The 14,458-nt window shown below is 71.1% G+C and carries 15 protein-coding genes; 6 read left to right on the forward strand and 9 right to left on the reverse strand.

What is annotated here, in order from left to right:
• The first annotated feature begins 177 nt into the window (after positions 1-177).
• On the forward strand, positions 178-1,185 hold the full coding sequence (locus KFLA_RS07555) for an ATP-dependent DNA ligase (RefSeq protein WP_012919186.1): 1,008 nt from the start codon (positions 178-180) through the stop codon (positions 1,183-1,185).
• A 59-nt stretch (positions 1,186-1,244) separates the two neighbouring features.
• On the opposite strand, the gene KFLA_RS07560 is transcribed toward KFLA_RS07555, so the two are convergent.
• Complete coding sequence (locus KFLA_RS07560; RefSeq protein ID WP_012919187.1) at positions 1,245-2,120, reverse strand: helix-turn-helix transcriptional regulator; 876 nt, start codon at positions 2,118-2,120, stop codon at positions 1,245-1,247.
• A gap of 161 nt (positions 2,121-2,281) precedes the next feature.
• Between KFLA_RS07560 and KFLA_RS07565 the strand changes: the two genes are divergently transcribed.
• The 3 genes from KFLA_RS07565 to KFLA_RS07575 all read left to right on the forward strand — a co-directional run bounded on the left by KFLA_RS07565 (position 2,282) and on the right by KFLA_RS07575 (position 5,195).
• On the forward strand, positions 2,282-3,301 hold the full coding sequence (locus tag KFLA_RS07565; protein ID WP_012919188.1) for a zinc-dependent alcohol dehydrogenase family protein: 1,020 nt from the start codon (positions 2,282-2,284) through the stop codon (positions 3,299-3,301).
• A gap of 79 nt (positions 3,302-3,380) precedes the next feature.
• Positions 3,381-3,902, forward strand: coding sequence for a cyclophilin-like fold protein (locus KFLA_RS07570; protein ID WP_012919189.1), 522 nt, complete (start codon positions 3,381-3,383; stop codon positions 3,900-3,902).
• Positions 3,903-3,929: 27 nt separating this feature from the next.
• The gene (locus KFLA_RS07575; RefSeq protein ID WP_012919190.1) at positions 3,930-5,195 is read left to right on the forward strand and encodes a multidrug effflux MFS transporter; all 1,266 of its coding nucleotides are present in this window, start codon (positions 3,930-3,932) and stop codon (positions 5,193-5,195) included.
• Between the two features lie 25 nt (positions 5,196-5,220).
• Here the strand turns inward: KFLA_RS07575 and KFLA_RS07580 are convergent, their stop codons facing one another.
• The 7 genes from KFLA_RS07580 to KFLA_RS07610 all read right to left on the reverse strand — a co-directional run bounded on the left by KFLA_RS07580 (position 5,221) and on the right by KFLA_RS07610 (position 12,460).
• Positions 5,221-7,440 (reverse strand): NADP-dependent isocitrate dehydrogenase, encoded by a 2,220-nt coding sequence (locus tag KFLA_RS07580; RefSeq protein ID WP_012919191.1) that lies wholly within the window; start codon positions 7,438-7,440, stop codon positions 5,221-5,223.
• A 148-nt stretch (positions 7,441-7,588) separates the two neighbouring features.
• Complete coding sequence (locus tag KFLA_RS07585) at positions 7,589-8,536, reverse strand: HAAS signaling domain-containing protein (protein WP_012919192.1); 948 nt, start codon at positions 8,534-8,536, stop codon at positions 7,589-7,591.
• Positions 8,533-8,874, reverse strand: coding sequence for a PadR family transcriptional regulator (locus KFLA_RS07590; protein WP_041289200.1), 342 nt, complete (start codon positions 8,872-8,874; stop codon positions 8,533-8,535). The genes KFLA_RS07585 and KFLA_RS07590 overlap by 4 nt, the downstream gene beginning before the upstream one ends.
• Before the next feature lie 115 nt (positions 8,875-8,989).
• On the reverse strand, positions 8,990-9,823 hold the full coding sequence (locus KFLA_RS07595) for an SDR family NAD(P)-dependent oxidoreductase (protein WP_012919194.1): 834 nt from the start codon (positions 9,821-9,823) through the stop codon (positions 8,990-8,992).
• 25 nt (positions 9,824-9,848) lie between these two features.
• Positions 9,849-10,406, reverse strand: coding sequence for a hemerythrin domain-containing protein (locus KFLA_RS07600; RefSeq protein ID WP_012919195.1), 558 nt, complete (start codon positions 10,404-10,406; stop codon positions 9,849-9,851).
• 97 nt (positions 10,407-10,503) lie between these two features.
• Positions 10,504-11,040 carry a GNAT family N-acetyltransferase gene (locus KFLA_RS07605; protein ID WP_012919196.1) on the reverse strand — a complete coding sequence of 179 codons (537 nt, stop codon included), beginning with the start codon at positions 11,038-11,040 and terminating at the stop codon, positions 10,504-10,506.
• Positions 11,041-11,065: 25 nt separating this feature from the next.
• On the reverse strand, positions 11,066-12,460 hold the full coding sequence (locus KFLA_RS07610) for an MFS transporter (protein WP_012919197.1): 1,395 nt from the start codon (positions 12,458-12,460) through the stop codon (positions 11,066-11,068).
• A 94-nt stretch (positions 12,461-12,554) separates the two neighbouring features.
• Between KFLA_RS07610 and KFLA_RS07615 the strand changes: the two genes are divergently transcribed.
• Entirely contained in the window at positions 12,555-13,139 is a 585-nt protein-coding gene (locus KFLA_RS07615) for a TetR/AcrR family transcriptional regulator (RefSeq protein ID WP_012919198.1), read from the forward strand.
• Between the two features lie 4 nt (positions 13,140-13,143).
• Here the strand turns inward: KFLA_RS07615 and KFLA_RS07620 are convergent, their stop codons facing one another.
• Positions 13,144-13,719, reverse strand: a complete 576-nt coding sequence (locus tag KFLA_RS07620) for a TetR/AcrR family transcriptional regulator (protein WP_012919199.1) — start codon at positions 13,717-13,719, stop codon at positions 13,144-13,146.
• A gap of 75 nt (positions 13,720-13,794) precedes the next feature.
• Here KFLA_RS07620 and KFLA_RS07625 point away from each other — a divergent pair, with 75 nt between their 5' ends.
• On the forward strand, positions 13,795-14,382 hold the full coding sequence (locus tag KFLA_RS07625; protein ID WP_012919200.1) for a GNAT family N-acetyltransferase: 588 nt from the start codon (positions 13,795-13,797) through the stop codon (positions 14,380-14,382).
• Positions 14,383-14,458: the final 76 nt, after the last annotated feature.

Below are 14,458 nucleotides of genomic sequence, written 5' to 3' on the forward strand. Positions count from 1 at the left end.
CCGCCACTGGTGGCGGTTGGTTTCTCCCGAGGCAGTCGGCCTAGCTCGTTGCCGCTGGTGCCACGTTTCGTGTCGAGGCCCCTACAACGCCCCGGCTGCGATTCCTCCACGCGCGGTAGGCCGCCGGCTCACTCCTCCCAGGTGGCGCCAAAGCTTGCCCAGCGCAACACTGGCACCATGGGCAAGCTGGCGGCCGATTTGCTCGGGCCGGTCGGATTGGAGCTGGCCCGGGCGGTCGACCAGCTGCCCGGTGAGCACGCCATGCCTGGAGGTTCGAGGTTCGAGCTGAAGTGGGACGGCTACCGGGTCGGCGTGGTGTGCCGGGGTGGCGAGGTGCGGTTGTGGTCCCGGAACGGGAAGGACTTCACCGCGAAGTTCCCCGACGTCCAGGCGGCGCTCCAGGCTCAGCTGGGAACCGACTGCGTGCTGGACGGCGAGCTGGTGGTGTGGAACGGGGAGCGGCTCGACTTCGACGCGTTGCAGCAGCGCATGGTCAACACGGTGACGACGGTACGGCGGAAGCTGGCGCCGGCGTTTCCGGCGGCGTTCGTGGCGTTCGACGTACTGGCGGTCGGCGGCGTCGACGTACGGCCGATGCGGTGGACGGCCCGGCGGGCCCGGCTGGAGCGCCTCGCCCAAGGGTGGCGGCCGCCGCTGCAGGTGTCGCCGGCCACGGCTGATGTCGAGGAAGCGAAGGAATGGCTGGAGGCGTTCAAGGCCAGCGGAGTGGAAGGCCTGGTCGTGAAGGGTGCGTCGAGCCGGTACCAGCCGGGGCGGCGGGACTGGGTCAAGGTGAAGTTCCGGGAGACCGTCGACGTGATCGTCGGCGCGGTCACCGGATCGGTGCAGCGGCCGGAGGTGCTGGTCGTCGGGCGGTACCGCGGTCGCGAGCTCGAGGTGATCGGCCGGACGACGACGCTGAAAGCCGCCCAGGCCGAGGCCGTCGGCCGGTTGCTGAGACCGGCGGGCCAACGGCACCCGTGGCCCGACGAGATCAGCACCCACTGGGGCCGGGGCAGCCGGACCCCGATCATCAAGGTGCAGCCCAAGGTCGTGGTGGAAGTCGCGGCCGACGCCGCCCTGCAGGCCGGGCACTACCGCCATCCACTCCGCCTGGTCCGGCACCGGGCGGAGTTGCAGACAGAAGACGTCCCGACACTTCCTGATAGTGCTGCGGACGAGTGAACCCGTCGGCCGACCCCTTGGCGTGTCGACGCAGCTGCGGGTGATCCGCAGAGGTTCCTTCAGCTGTTGGTCGTCGGTACGTCGGCCGGTGTCGCCCACGAGGCGAGCAGCTGGAGCCGCTCGGCCGACGGGGAGCCGGGCTCGGCGGTGTAGATCAGAAGTACCAGGCCCGGCTCGGCGGTGACCGCCAGTTCCTCGTAGACGAGGGTGAGTTCGCCGACGACGGGATGGTTGAAGCGCTTCGTGCCGCTTCCGTGGGTACGGACGTTGTGGTCGGCCCACAGGCTGCGGAAGGTCTCGCTGCGGGTGGACAGTTCGCCGACGAGGTCCTGGAGGCCGCGGTCGTGCGGGTCGCGGCCGGCCTCGGCACGCATGATGCCGACGCACATCTGGGCGAACAGGTCCCAGTCGGGGTAGAAGTCCCGGGAGGCGGGGTCGAGGAACTGGAACCGGGCCAGGTTCGGGGTCCGGCCACTGTCTCCGATCACGGGTGAGTAGAAGGCGCGGCCCAGGGCGTTCGTGGCGAGCAGGTTCTGGCGCGGGTCGCGGACGAACGCGACGCCGTCCTTGATCGTGTCGAGTGCCCAGTGCAGGCTGAGCCGCGACGCGGCCTTGCCGGGCGTACGGCGGCGCGGCCGGCCCGAGGCCGGGATCCCGTCGGCGGCCCGGGCGAGGTCGAACAGGTGGGCGCGTTCGGTCTCGTCCAGCTGCAGCGCGCGGGCGAGTGCGTCGAGCACGCCGGTGGAGGCACCGGCGATCTGGCCGCGCTCGAGCCGGGCGTAGTACTCCACGCTGAGCCCGGCGATCGTTGCGACCTCGCTGCGGCGCAGCCCCGGGACCCGCCGGGAACCGGTCGCGGGCAGCCCCGCCTGGTCCGGGGTGATCCGAGCACGGCGAGTCGTGAGGAACTCGCGTACCTCTTGACGGTTGTCCACGACGTCGACACTAGCCCGCCGACGATGCTCCCGAGGCCGTCAAGGGTGCCCTGTCAGTACACCCATCGACAGGGACTTCTCCCTCTTCCGGCCGTCGAGTTCACTCGAAAGCCGGGTCCCTCCACGCCGGGGCCCGTCGTCACCACGAGGAGGAGCGCGCGATGCGCCAGGTAGTCATGCACGGGCCGGGCAACGTCCAGGTCGAGCAGCGCCAGGACCCGAAGATCATCGAGCCGACGGACGCCATCATCCGCCTGTCGGCGACCTGCATCTGCGGCAGCGACCTGTGGCCCTACCGAGGCGCCGAGCCCGTCGACCACCAGGTGATGGGCCACGAGTACGTCGGCGTCGTCGAGCAGATCGGCGACGACGTCCACACCGTCGAGGTCGGCGACTTCGTCGTCGGTTCCTTCTGGGCCTCCGACAACACCTGCGAGATCTGCCGGGCCGGCTACCAGGCGTACTGCGTGCACCGGGTGCTGATGGGCACCATCGGCACGCAGGCCGAGCGGGCGCGCGTCCCGCTGGCCGACGGCACGCTCGTCGCCACCCCGGGCATGCCCGACCCCAGCCTGATCCCGTCGCTGATGGCGGCCTCCGACGTGCTCGGCACCGGCTGGTTCGCCGCGGTCGCCGCCGAGGCCGGCCCGGGCAAGACGGTCGCGGTCGTCGGCGACGGCGCCGTCGGACTGCTGGGAGTTCTGGCCGCCAAGCAGCTCGGTGCGGAGCGGATCATCGCCGTCAGCCGGCACGCCGACCGGCAAGCACTCGCCAGGGAGTTCGGCGCCACCGACATCGTCGAAGAGCGCGGAGACGCCGGCGTGGCCCGGGTCAAGGACCTCACCGACGGACTCGGAGCCCACTCGGTGATCGAGGCGGTCGGCACCCAGGAGGCGATGATGCAGGCCATTCGCTCGACCCGGCCGGGTGGCCACGTCGGGTTCGTCGGCGTCTCCCACGACGTCGCGATCCCCGGCGACGAGCTGTTCATGGCCGGCGTCCACCTCCACGGCGGCCCGGCCCCGGTTCGCCGGTTCCTGCCCGAACTGGTTCAGCTGATCTGGGACCGCAAGATCGACCCGGGCAAGGTCTTCGACCTCACTCTGCCCCTGGACCGTGCTGCCGAGGGCTACCGCGCCATGGACGAGCGCACCGCCGTCAAGGTCCTGCTTACCGTCTGACCGCGTCCGCGTCTGCCCTAGGGGACCGATGAAAGCCGCACGCCGTATCCCTACCGCCGTTCCGGCCACAATCGCCGCGTTGGCCCTGGCCGCGTGCGCACCCGACAGCGGTCAGAGCCGTCAACCCGACGGCCGTCCCACGACACCCACCACCAGTGCTCCCGTCGACCAGCCGACCGGATCGCCATCCGCAGGGCAGCAATCCGCCCGGCCCACCTCGCCGCGCCCCCGGAGTACAGCAGGGGACGGAACAAGAATTCGCATCACGATCGGTGGTCAGCAGTTCCAAGCCACTCTCGACGACAGCGCCGCCACGCGCGATCTGGCCGCGCAGCTCCCGCTCACCGTCGAGATGAGCGATCACGGTGGTGTGGAGAAGACGGGTCGTCTGCCGTCACCGCTGTCGTTGGACGGTCAACCGGCCGGCGCCGACCCCGACGTCGGTGATGTCGGCTACTACGCCCCCGGCAACGATCTCGTCCTGTACTACGGCGACCAGTCGTACTACGACGGCATCGTCGTCCTGGGTCGCCTGCACGCTGACGCCGCCGAGCGCATCGCGACCATGGACGGCTCCATCACGGTCCAGCTCCAGCGCTGACACCACTCCCTACCTGAAAGAGGCTTGATGCACCAGGCGCCACTGCCTACCGCGGTCACCGGGCCGACGCCACCGTTGGCGCAGGCACGTCGCCAGGCGCGGCTGACGGCCGGACTGGTCGCGACCGTGGTGTTCGTGACCGCGATCGCGCCCCTGGCCACCGACATGTACGTCCCCGCGTTCCCGCAGGTCGCCGGTGACCTGTCCGGTACCGCGACGCAGGTCCAGCTGACCTTGACGACGTTCTTCGTCGGGATGGCGCTCGGGCAGTTGATCGGCGGGCCGGTCTCGGATCAGCGCGGCCGGCGGATTCCGTTGCTCGCGGCTCTGCTGGTCATGACCGCGGCCTCGATCGGGTGTGCGGTCGCGCCGACCATCGGGGTGATGACGGCGGCCCGGCTGGTTCAGGGATTCGCCGGTGGATGGGCGATGGTGATCGGGCGAGCCGTCATCGTCGACCTGGCCACCGGCAACCAACTGGTCCGGGTACTGAACGTCGTCGCCGCGGTCGGCGGCATCGCACCCATCGTCGGTCCGCTGCTCGGTGGGCTCATCCTGCAGCTGTCCCACTGGCGGGTCTCGTTCTGGCTCGTCGCAGCGCTCGGTCTCGCGATGACCCTGGCGGCGCTGTTGGCAGTGCCCGAATCGCTCCCGCGCGAGCGACGTCACGCCGGCGGGCTACGGAACTTCGTCGGCGCCGGCCGCATCGTCCTGGCCAACCGGGAGTACGTCGGTTACCTGGTGGTCGCCGGAGCCGCAATGGGCGCGCTGTTCGCCTATGTCGCCACGTCCGCGTTCGTGCTGCAGTCGATGAACGGGCTCTCGCCGCTCGCGTACTCCATCGACTTCGCGGTCAACGCCGTCGGGATGACGATCGCCGCGCTGCTCGCGGCCCGGCTCGCTGGGCGGGTCTCCACCCGAAAGCTCATCCTGACCGGCCAGATCGCCGCTCTGGTGGCAGGCGGCGCCATGCTGGCCGGCGCCTTGTGGCTCGGCACCCCACTGCCGCTCGCGCTCGTGTGCTTCTTCGTCCTGATGACGGCCCAGGGGCTGATGATCCCGAACGGCGGTGCTCTCGCGTCCGCCGCCGTCCCGGAGCACCCCGGCACCGGAGCAGCCGTGCAGGGATTCGTGCAATGGGTTGCCGCCGGAACCATCGCGCCGCTCGCCGGACTCGGCGGCGAGCACACCGCCGTACCGATGGCCACCCTCATCACCGCCGGCGCCGCCGTCTCCATGGTCGGACTCCTCGTCCTGGCCAAGCCGGAGCCCACCGTAGGGGTGCCCAGCTGAGGCGGGGCACCCCCGGCGACAAAGGTCAGGCCAGGGTGGCGAGCGCGTCGTTCCAGGTCTTGGAGGGGCGCATCGCCGCGGCGGCCAGGGCCGGGTCGGGGTGGTAGTAGCCGCCGAGCTCGACGGGGTTGCCCTGGACGGCGAGCAGTTCCTCGACGATGGTCTGCTCGTTGCCCGCGAGCGTCTCGGCGAGCGGAGCGAACGTCGTGGCCAGGTCGGCGTCGTCGGTCTGCTTGGCCAGCTCCTGCGCCCAGTACAGGGACAGGTAGAAGTGGCTGCCGCGGTTGTCGATGCCGCCGACGCGCCGGGTCGGGGACTTGTCCTCGTTCAGGAACGTCGCGGTGGCCCGGTCCAGGGTGTCGGCCAGCACCTGGGCGCGGGCGTTGCCGGTGGTCTGGGCCAGGTGCTCGAAGCTCGCGGCCAGCGCGAAGAACTCGCCCAGGCTGTCCCAGCGCAGGTAGTTCTCCTTGACCAGCTGCTGCACGTGCTTCGGCGCGGAACCGCCCGCACCGGTCTCGAACAGACCGCCGCCGGCCATCAGCGGCACGACCGACAGCATCTTGGCACTGGTGCCGAGCTCGAGGATCGGGAACAGGTCGGTCAGGTAGTCGCGCAGCACGTTGCCGGTCACCGAGATGGTGTTCTCGCCGCGCCGGATCCGCTCCAGCGAGAACGCGATCGCCTCCACCGGCGGCAGGATGCGCAGGGCCAGGCCGTCGGTGTCGTGCTCGGTCAGGTACTCGTTCACCTTGGCGATCAGGTTCGCGTCGTGCGGGCGCGTCTCGTCCAGCCAGAACACCGCCGGGTCGCCGGTGGCGCGGGCCCGGGTGACGGCCAGCTTGACCCAGTCGCGGACCGGCGCGTCCTTGGTCTGGCAGGCGCGGAAGATGTCGCCGGCCGAGACGGTCTGCTCGAGCACGACAGTGCCGTCGGCGTCGACCACCCGGACGGTGCCGGTGGTGGGAACTTCGAAGGTCTTGTCGTGGCTGCCGTACTCCTCGGCCTTCTGGGCCATCAGACCGACGTTCGGCACCGAGCCCATCGTGGCCGGGTCGAAGGCTCCGTTGGCGCGGCAGTCGTCCAGCACGACCTGGTAGATGCCGGCGTAGCTGCTGTCCGGCAGCACGGCCAGCGTGTCGTGCTCCTGGCCGTCCGGGCCCCACATGTGGCCGGAGGTGCGGATCATCGCCGGCATCGAGGCGTCGACGATGACGTCGGACGGCACGTGCAGGTTGGTGATGCCCTTGTCGGAGTCGACCATCGCCAGCTGCGGGCCGTCGGCCAGCTCGGCGTCGAAGGAGGCCTTGATCGCAGGCCCCTCGGGCAGCGCGGCCAGTCCGGCCAGGATGCCGCCGAGGCCGTCGTTCGGGGTGAGGCCGGCCTTGGCCAGCGTCTCGCCGTACGACGCGAAGGTCTTCGGGAAGAACGCCCGGACCACGTGGCCGAAGACGATCGGGTCGGAGACCTTCATCATGGTGGCCTTCAGGTGCACCGAGAACAGCACGTCCTCGGCCTTGGCCCGGGCCACCTGCGCGGTGAGGAACTCCCGCAGCGGCGCGACGTGCATGACGGAGGCGTCGACGACCTCACCGGCCAGCACCGGGACCGACTCGCGCAGCACCGTGGTCGAGCCGTCGTCGCCGGTCAGCTCGATCCGCAGTGTGGTGTCGGCGGGGATCACGGCCGACTTCTCGGTCGAGCGGAAGTCGTCGGTGCCCATCGTGGCGACGTTGGTCTTGTTGTCCGGGGTCCAGGCGCCCATCCGGTGCGGGTGGGTCTTGGCGTAGTTCTTCACCGAGGCGGGCGCGCGGCGGTCGGAGTTGCCCTCGCGCAGGACCGGGTTCACCGCGGAGCCCTTGACCTTGTCGTAGCGGGCCTGGATCTCCCGCTCCTCGTCGGTCTTCGGCTCGTCGGGGTAGTCCGGCAGCGCGTAGCCCTGGCTCTGCAGCTCGGCGATCGCGGCCTTCAGCTGGGGGATCGAGGCCGACACGTTCGGCAGCTTGATGATGTTCGCCGCGGGTGTCTTGGCCAGCTCGCCCAGCTCGCCGAGGTCGTCGGTGATCCGCTGGTCCTCGCGCAGGTACTCGCCGAACAGCGCGACGATCCGGCCCGCGAGCGAGATGTCCCGGGTCTCCACCGCGACACCGGCCTGGGCGGCGTACGCCTGGATCACCGGCAGGAACGAGTAGGTGGCCAGCGCCGGCGCCTCGTCAGTGTGCGTATAGATGATGGTCGAGTCAGTCACCGCGTACTCCGCTCCCAGTCTGCGAACACTCCGTCATGGACCGTCCCGGTCCCGCGCTCCGGCGATCGGCCGTCGCGCGCTGCGGCCCCGGCATGCTCGGGGCCGCCCCCCACCCTAGTAGGCGGGCCCGAGCTGCCTTCCGCCGCAGTCAGCTCCGCTCGCGGGCCTCGCGGAACCGGGTGACGATCTCGGAGCCGCCGACCAGCAGGACGACGATCACGGCGATCGTGTAGATGGCGTCGGGCGAGGTCCAGCCGTTGTTGAAGTGGGCCAGGAAGACCGGGTTGAAGAACTGCTGCTGGGAGAGGATCCAAGCCAGCGGCAGGGTGACGAGCAGTTCGGCCACGGCGTACAGGGTGGCGTGCAGCATGGTCGTGCTGCGGGTGGCGAAGCGGATCACTTCCAGCGTCACGACGCCGGCCAGACCGGCCAGGATCGGCCAGATCCAGCCCGACCACAGCGCCGGGTCGAGCACCTCGATCCGGTCGTTGCCGGCCCGGTACGGCTCGGCGGTGTGCTGCCAGACGATCAGCGCGAGGATCAGCGCGTTCCACCCGACGGCCAGGGCGGCGCCGGAGTCCCGCTTCTCGGTCTGCCGGAGCTCGGGCAGGTCGTCGGGGCTCCACTGGTTCACCTCCGCGGCCGCCGTCTCGCGGTGCCGGGACCGGTCGATCAGGGCGAATACCACCGTCAGCCAGGCGATCATCTGCCCGCCGACGGTGAGGATCCCGCCGATCGCGCTGCCGATCACCGAGCCCACGTCGTTGCTGTCGAGGACCTCGAGCACCACCAGGACCGCCACCACGATCGGCAGCACGGTGGTCAGCAGCAGCTTGAGCAGCCGGACGTACGCCGGGTAGAGCTCCGGGCCGATCAGCGCCAGCGGCCGGTCGGCGTACCTGGCGGCGAGGCGGATCGGATCGCCCATCTCGGCGAGCACCTCCCGTTCCGCGGCCTCCGGGTCGGCCGCGCCCCGCGCCTCGGCGGTGTCGGCGATGGTCGTCCGCAGCTCGTCGGCCACGTCGGCGCGCTGGTCGGCGGGGATCCGCCGGACCACCTCGTGCACGTAGCGATCGGTCAGCGTGGTCCCGCTCATCGGTTCTCCTTGGTCAGTCGTGCGATCGAGGCGACGAGGTCCTCCCACTCGCGCACCAGTCCGGTCCGCACCCGCGAACCCTCCGGCGTCACGCGGTAGAACTTGCGCGGCCGCGACTCGTCGGTGTTCCAGTCGCTGGTCAGCAGGCCCTGCTTCTCCAGCCGGCGCAGCAACGGGTACAGCGTGTTGCCGTCGACCGTGACGCCCGCGTCGTTCAGCGTCACCAGCAGCGCGTAGCCGTACTGCGGTGCTTCGAGCAGCGCGAGACAGGCCAGGACGACCGTCCCGCGACGGAGCTCCTGGGCCTGGCTGAGGATCAGTTCTTCGGCGTCGGCCATGATCGTCACAATACAGTGCACCACACACTACTGTCCAACGCGTCTGTCTGTGCGGTGCGCAGACATGCGTGAGCCCCGCCGGGAAAGCGGGGCTCAGCTGGGGAGAAGCGGTGGATCAGGACCTGGCGGCGGCGATCCGCTGGGCGGCCCGGTCGAACAGCCGGTCCGGCAGCAGCCGGCGGATCCTCGGGACGACGTGCGCCGCCGCCCCGACCGGGTAGCGGCTCTTCGGCCGGGCAGCGGTGACCGCGTGCTCGATCTGCTCGGCCACCTTGTGCGGGCTCTCGCCGTTCTTCGATGCCTTGTGCAACGACTCGCGCACGGCGGCGACCCGGTCGGCGTACCGGTCGCTGGCGGGCAGCCGGTCCAGGGTCTGCAGCGCCTTCGACCACAGCGGCGTGGCGACCGGACCGGGCTCGACCAGGCAGACCGAGATGCCCTCGGCCGCGAGCTCCTGGCGCCAGGCGTCGCTGATCGCCTCGACCGCGTACTTCGAGGCGTGGTAGGCACCGGCCAGCTGCATGGACACCAGGCTGCCCGCCGCGCCGACGAACACCACCCGGCCGCCCTCGGCGCGGCGCAGCAGCGGCAGCGCGAGCTGCGTCACCGCGACCGGTCCCACGACGTCGACGTCGAGCTGGTGCCGCAGGTCGTCGATCGCCAGCAGCTCCAACGGGCCGGCGACGCCCGCACCGGCGACGTTGACGACGGCGGTCAGGCCTTCGGTGCCGAGGGCGGTGTCGACCGCCCCGACCAGGTCCCGGACCGAGGCCTGGTCGGTGGCGTCGTACTGGTGGACCGACAGCGACGCCGACGCACCTTTGGCCAGGATCTCGCCGTCATGGGTGTCGTGCACCGCGGCGAAGACGCGCATCCCCAGCCGGTCCAGCCGCAGGGCGGTGGCGGCGCCGATCCCGCTGCCGGCGCCGGTGACGAGTACCGCGCTCATGGTCGCTTCCTTCCGCAGCCGGCTGTCACTCCGAGGCTTCTTCGCGCAGCTTCGACTGCAGCGCGTCCTTGCCGAGCCCCGAGGTCCCGGACACGTCCGCGTTGCGGGCCTGCTGCTGCAGCTGCTCGCGGGTGATGTCCGTCGGCTGCTCGCCGAGGTGCTTCTCGCGGCTGGTGGCGAAGGCGTCGGCGAGCTCGGCCAGGCGCTCGGCGCTGAGGTTGGCGCGCAGGCCCGGCAGCACCTTCGACTCCTCCTCCTCGACGTGGTGGGTGACCGCGTCGATCAGGTCCTGCAGCACCTTGTCGAACTGCGCGGACTCCGGGTCGGTGCCGGCCAGCTTCTCCAGCAGCTCGTCGGCCTCGACGTGCTCCTCCTGGCTGTGCGCCACGTCGTCGGCCTCGCCGGCCTCGGACGCCGCCGCCGGGTACACCTCGGCCTCTTCGGCCCGGCTGTGCGCGGTCAACAGCGTGGTCAGCACCGGGACGAGATTGCGCCGGGTCTCCGGGTTGTCCTTCAGCTCGTCGAACAGCCGCTCGACCTCACGGTGGTCCTGCATGATCAGATCGACGACATCGCCCGCCATGGCGTTGACTCCTTCACGTTCTGGACGGCGCCTGGACGCGCCGTCGCTGCGGCGGCCCAGTACCCCAGGCGCAGCGACTGCAAGCGCCCCTTACACGTCAGCCAACGCCGCCCTTGTCGGCCAGAGCCGCCTCGTCGGCCAATGCCGCCTTGCCGGTCGCCGCCGACTCATCGGTCAGCTGCCGGGAGTACGCCTCGGCGGGCCATCTGGCGACCACCTTGTCGCCGAGGATCGCGCCGAGGCGCCGGTAGAAGCGTTGGCCGCCGTGGTTGCTGGGCCGCATACCCCAGGAGATCGTGAGCCGCTCGGGCAGCGCGACACGGGCCAGCTCGAGCATCAGCAAGCGGCCGATTCCCTTGCTGCGGAAGGCCTCCCGGACGTAGAGGTCGTCCAGCCCGAGGACATCCGTGCCGCTCCACAGGTGCAGCCGGCGGACGGCCGAGACGTAGCCGGCCGGCTCGCTGTCGTACTGGGCGAGCAGGACTATGACGGCGTCCTCGGCCAGCAGTTCCTGCCAGCGGTCGACGGTCGACGTCACGTACCGCCCCTCGTCCTGGTGGTCGGCCAGTTCGCCGACCAGCGTCCTGACCAAGGCGGCGTCCTCGGGACGGGCGCGGCGGATGGTGGCGTTCATGCAGGTGCTCCGATCGGTGCGATGGTCAGTGAGCGTGCTGGGCAAGATCGGCCGCCGGCCCGGCGGTCGGAACCACCAGCAGAGCCAGTACGGCGGACGCGGCGGCCGTGATCGCCGCGAAGGTGAAGCCGCGGGTGAATCCGGTGCCGGTGGTCCCGGCGATGCTGGCGGCGGCGATGCTGGACACCACGGCGACACCGAACGCGGCCCCGAACTCGTGGAACGTGCTCAGGATGCCCGAGGCCAGGCCTGCCTCATGGTGCCCGACCTGGGAGAACGTCGTCGTGGAGGCCGCCACGAACGCGGCACCGATGCCGGCGGCCGCCACGCTCATTCCCAGCACGACCGCCACCGAGCCAGTCCAGAGGGCCGGAGCTGCCGTACCGAGCGCGGCGACGGCGAGACCGGCCGCGGCGACCGTACGGGCTCCGGTCCGGGCGATCGCCTGGCCGGCCGAGTGGGCCCCGACGGTGGTGGCGAGAGCGACCGGCAGGAAGAGCAGGCCGGTCCGCAGTGCGCCGTACCCCAAGAGGTGCTGCAGGTAGAAGGAGCCGAGGAAGAAGACGGCGATCATCAGCGCCGTCGCGACCAGGATCAGGAAGGTGCCGGAGGCAACCGGGCGGCGGGCCAGGATGCGCAGATCCATCAGGGGTGAGCTGACGACGCGCTGGACGAAGGCGAAGGCGGCGTACAGGACGGCCGCGCCGGCCAGGGTGCCGAGAGTGGCGGCGGACAGCCAGCCGCGGTCGCCGGCGTTGATCAGCGCGTAGATCGCGGCGCCGGTGCCCGCGGTGACGAGCAGGGCGCCGGGCACGTCGAGGCGGGCGCCGGTTTGCGCGGGCAGGCCGGTCGGAAGCATCCGGCTGAGCGCGATCAGGACGGCGACGCCGAGCGGCACGTTGATGTAGAAGATCCACTGCCAGCCCGGACCGGCGGTGAGCACGCCGCCGAGCAGCACGCCGACCGCGGAGCCGGCGCCGCCGAGCGCGGACCAGATGCCGAGCGCCTTGTTGCGCTCCTCGCCGGCGAAGGCGCGGGTGACCACCGAGAGCGCGGCCGGGGAGAGGATCGCGGCACCGATGCCCTGCGCGACCCGGCCGCCGATCAGCAGCTCGGCGTTGCTCGCCAGGCCGGTCGCGAGCGACGCCGCGGTGAACACGGTCAGCCCGGTGAGCACCACCCGGCGCGCGCCGAACAGGTCGGCCGCGCGGCCGCCGAGCAGCATCAGGCCGCCGAACATCACGGTGTACGCGCTGACGACCCAGGTCAGCGTGTCCCGGGCCAGGCCGAGGTCGGCGCCGATGTTCGGCAACGCGATCGCTACCACGGTGACGTCGAGGATGAGCATGAACTGCGCGGCCCCGAGCCACCCCAGCAGGCGCCAGCGGCGGGGATCGGCGGCCGGTTCTTCGGCGGACAAGAGGACCTCCAGGGAAATAACTCGAACACCAGTGTTCAGGTTCCTCGGGATAGAGTAACTCGTACACCGGTGTTCGAAAAGAGGGGATTCGGCGATGTCGCAGCAGGTGAAGCGCGCGGACGCGCAGCGCAGCATCGCGGCGATCCTGGACGCCGCGCTGGCCTGCCTCGGCCGCAATCCCGAGGCCAGCGTCAGTGAGATCGCGAAGGCCGCCGGTGTCGGCCGGGTCACTGTCTACGGACACTTTCCGTCCCGCGCCGAGCTGGTGGACGCGGCGTTCGCCCGGGCGATCGAGGAGGGGCACGCCGCTCTGGACGGAGTAGACCTGAGCGGCGACCCGCGCGAGGCGCTGGCCCGGCTGATCGCGTCGAGCTGGCAGTTGGTCGACCGGTCCCGCTCGCTGCTGCTGGCCGCGCAAAGCGTGCTGCCGCCGGGCCGGATCCGCGCCCTGCACGCCGGCCCGATGGAACGGGTCGAGCACCTGGTCGAGCGTGGCCGGGCGGAAGGGGTGTTCCGCTCCGACCTGCCGGTCTCCTGGCTGGTCGGCACCATGCACAGCGTGATGCACAACGCCGCCGACGAGATCCACGCCGGTCGGGTCCAGCCCGAGCAGGCCGCCGGCCTCATCACCGCCACCGTGCTGTCGGCGTTCGCCGCGCCGCCGGCCTCGCCGCTGTGAGGCTTTAGCTCAGCCGGGTTCGGACGCCGAGCATGAAGAGCTCCAGGCCTTCGGTGAAAAGGTGGTCGGGTCCGCCGGCGGCCACGGCGGCGAGCGTCCAGTGGGCGGTCGCCTCGAAGAGCGCGCGGGCTTCCGGTTCGGGCACGCCGAGCTTCGTCAGCGCGGCGATCTGAGCCCGGATCAGGGCGGCTCGCGACCCCTCGCCGAGGTCGCGGTACGGCGTGGCCTTCGCCTGGATCAGGGCGGCCAGACCCGGGTGCCCGGCATAGAACCCGCGCAGCCGGTGGGACCCGGCGGTGGTCACCGCGATCCAGTCGTCGAGCGTCTCCACCTGCCCGTACGCCGCCCGGTCGGCGGCGAACGCGTCGAAGGCGTTGCGGGCGACCAGGTCCAGCAGTTCGTCCTTGTTGCGCACGTGGTGGTACAGCGAGGGGGCCCGGACGTGCAGCCGGTCGGCCAGCGAGCGCATCGTGAGGCCGTCCAGGCCGTGCTCGCGGACGACGGCCAGCGCCGCCTCGACGATCGTGGTGATGGTCAGACCGGCGGCCGCGTGCGACGAGGCGTCCCGGCCGGAGCTCATCGCGAATCTCCCCTTGTGAGGTCTGTCTAACGTCATTAGGTTACCGTCTAACAGCATTAGACAGGGAGGATCCCGATGCCCGCCGACCGGATCGACGGCTTGCGACCCAGCTATCCCGTGCGGACCGCCCGGCTGGATCTGCGGCCGCACCGCCGCGACGACCTGGCTGACCTGTTCGCCTTCCACTCGCGGCCCGAGGTGGTGCGGTACACGCCGTGGCCCGTCCGCGACCTCGAGCAGACCCGGGTGGCGCTGGAGGCCAAGCTCGACCGGCACACGCTCACCGAGGAGGGGCAGTGGCTCGTGCTGGCGATCGAGCTGCGCGAGACCGGCACGGTGATCGGCGAGGTGCTGCTCAAATGGGCGAGTCGTGCCGACCGGCAGGGTGAGCTGGGCTTCGCGTTGCACACCGACTACCACGGCCGCGGACTCGCGGCCGAGGCCGCCGAGGCGATGCTGCGGCTCGGGTTCGACGAGCTCGGGCTGCACCGGATCTGCGCGGTCGTGGTGGCCGGCAACACCGCGTCGGCCCGCCTGCTGGAACGGCTCGGCATGCGCCGGGAGGCGCACTTCGTGCACAACGCCTTCTTCAAGGGGCAGTGGATCGACGAGCTGGTCTTCGCGTTCCGTGACGACGAGTGGCGGGCCCGCCGCGACCGGTGAGTGTGACAGTCCCCACTCGACGAGGCTGAAACGAATCCCAGGCCCGCCTCGATAGGACGGGCAGGGGAGGGGCCTG

The organism is Kribbella flavida DSM 17836, assembly GCF_000024345.1.
GTDB classification, from domain to species: domain Bacteria; phylum Actinomycetota; class Actinomycetes; order Propionibacteriales; family Kribbellaceae; genus Kribbella; species Kribbella flavida.

Coding starts and splice junctions, on each gene's coding strand:
- KFLA_RS07555 (WP_012919186.1), top strand. CDS start 178: ATGGGCAAGCTGGCGGCCGATTTGCTCGGGCCGGTCGGATTGGAGCTG.
- KFLA_RS07565 (WP_012919188.1), top strand. CDS start 2,282: ATGCGCCAGGTAGTCATGCACGGGCCGGGCAACGTCCAGGTCGAGCAG.
- KFLA_RS07575 (WP_012919190.1), top strand. CDS start 3,930: ATGCACCAGGCGCCACTGCCTACCGCGGTCACCGGGCCGACGCCACCG.
- KFLA_RS07585 (WP_012919192.1), bottom strand. CDS start 8,536: ATGAGCGGGACCACGCTGACCGATCGCTACGTGCACGAGGTGGTCCGG.
- KFLA_RS07590 (WP_041289200.1), bottom strand. CDS start 8,874: ATGGCCGACGCCGAAGAACTGATCCTCAGCCAGGCCCAGGAGCTCCGT.
- KFLA_RS07595 (WP_012919194.1), bottom strand. CDS start 9,823: ATGAGCGCGGTACTCGTCACCGGCGCCGGCAGCGGGATCGGCGCCGCC.
- KFLA_RS07600 (WP_012919195.1), bottom strand. CDS start 10,406: ATGGCGGGCGATGTCGTCGATCTGATCATGCAGGACCACCGTGAGGTC.
- KFLA_RS07605 (WP_012919196.1), bottom strand. CDS start 11,040: ATGAACGCCACCATCCGCCGCGCCCGTCCCGAGGACGCCGCCTTGGTC.
- KFLA_RS07615 (WP_012919198.1), top strand. CDS start 12,555: ATGTCGCAGCAGGTGAAGCGCGCGGACGCGCAGCGCAGCATCGCGGCG.
- KFLA_RS07620 (WP_012919199.1), bottom strand. CDS start 13,719: ATGAGCTCCGGCCGGGACGCCTCGTCGCACGCGGCCGCCGGTCTGACC.
- KFLA_RS07625 (WP_012919200.1), top strand. CDS start 13,795: ATGCCCGCCGACCGGATCGACGGCTTGCGACCCAGCTATCCCGTGCGG.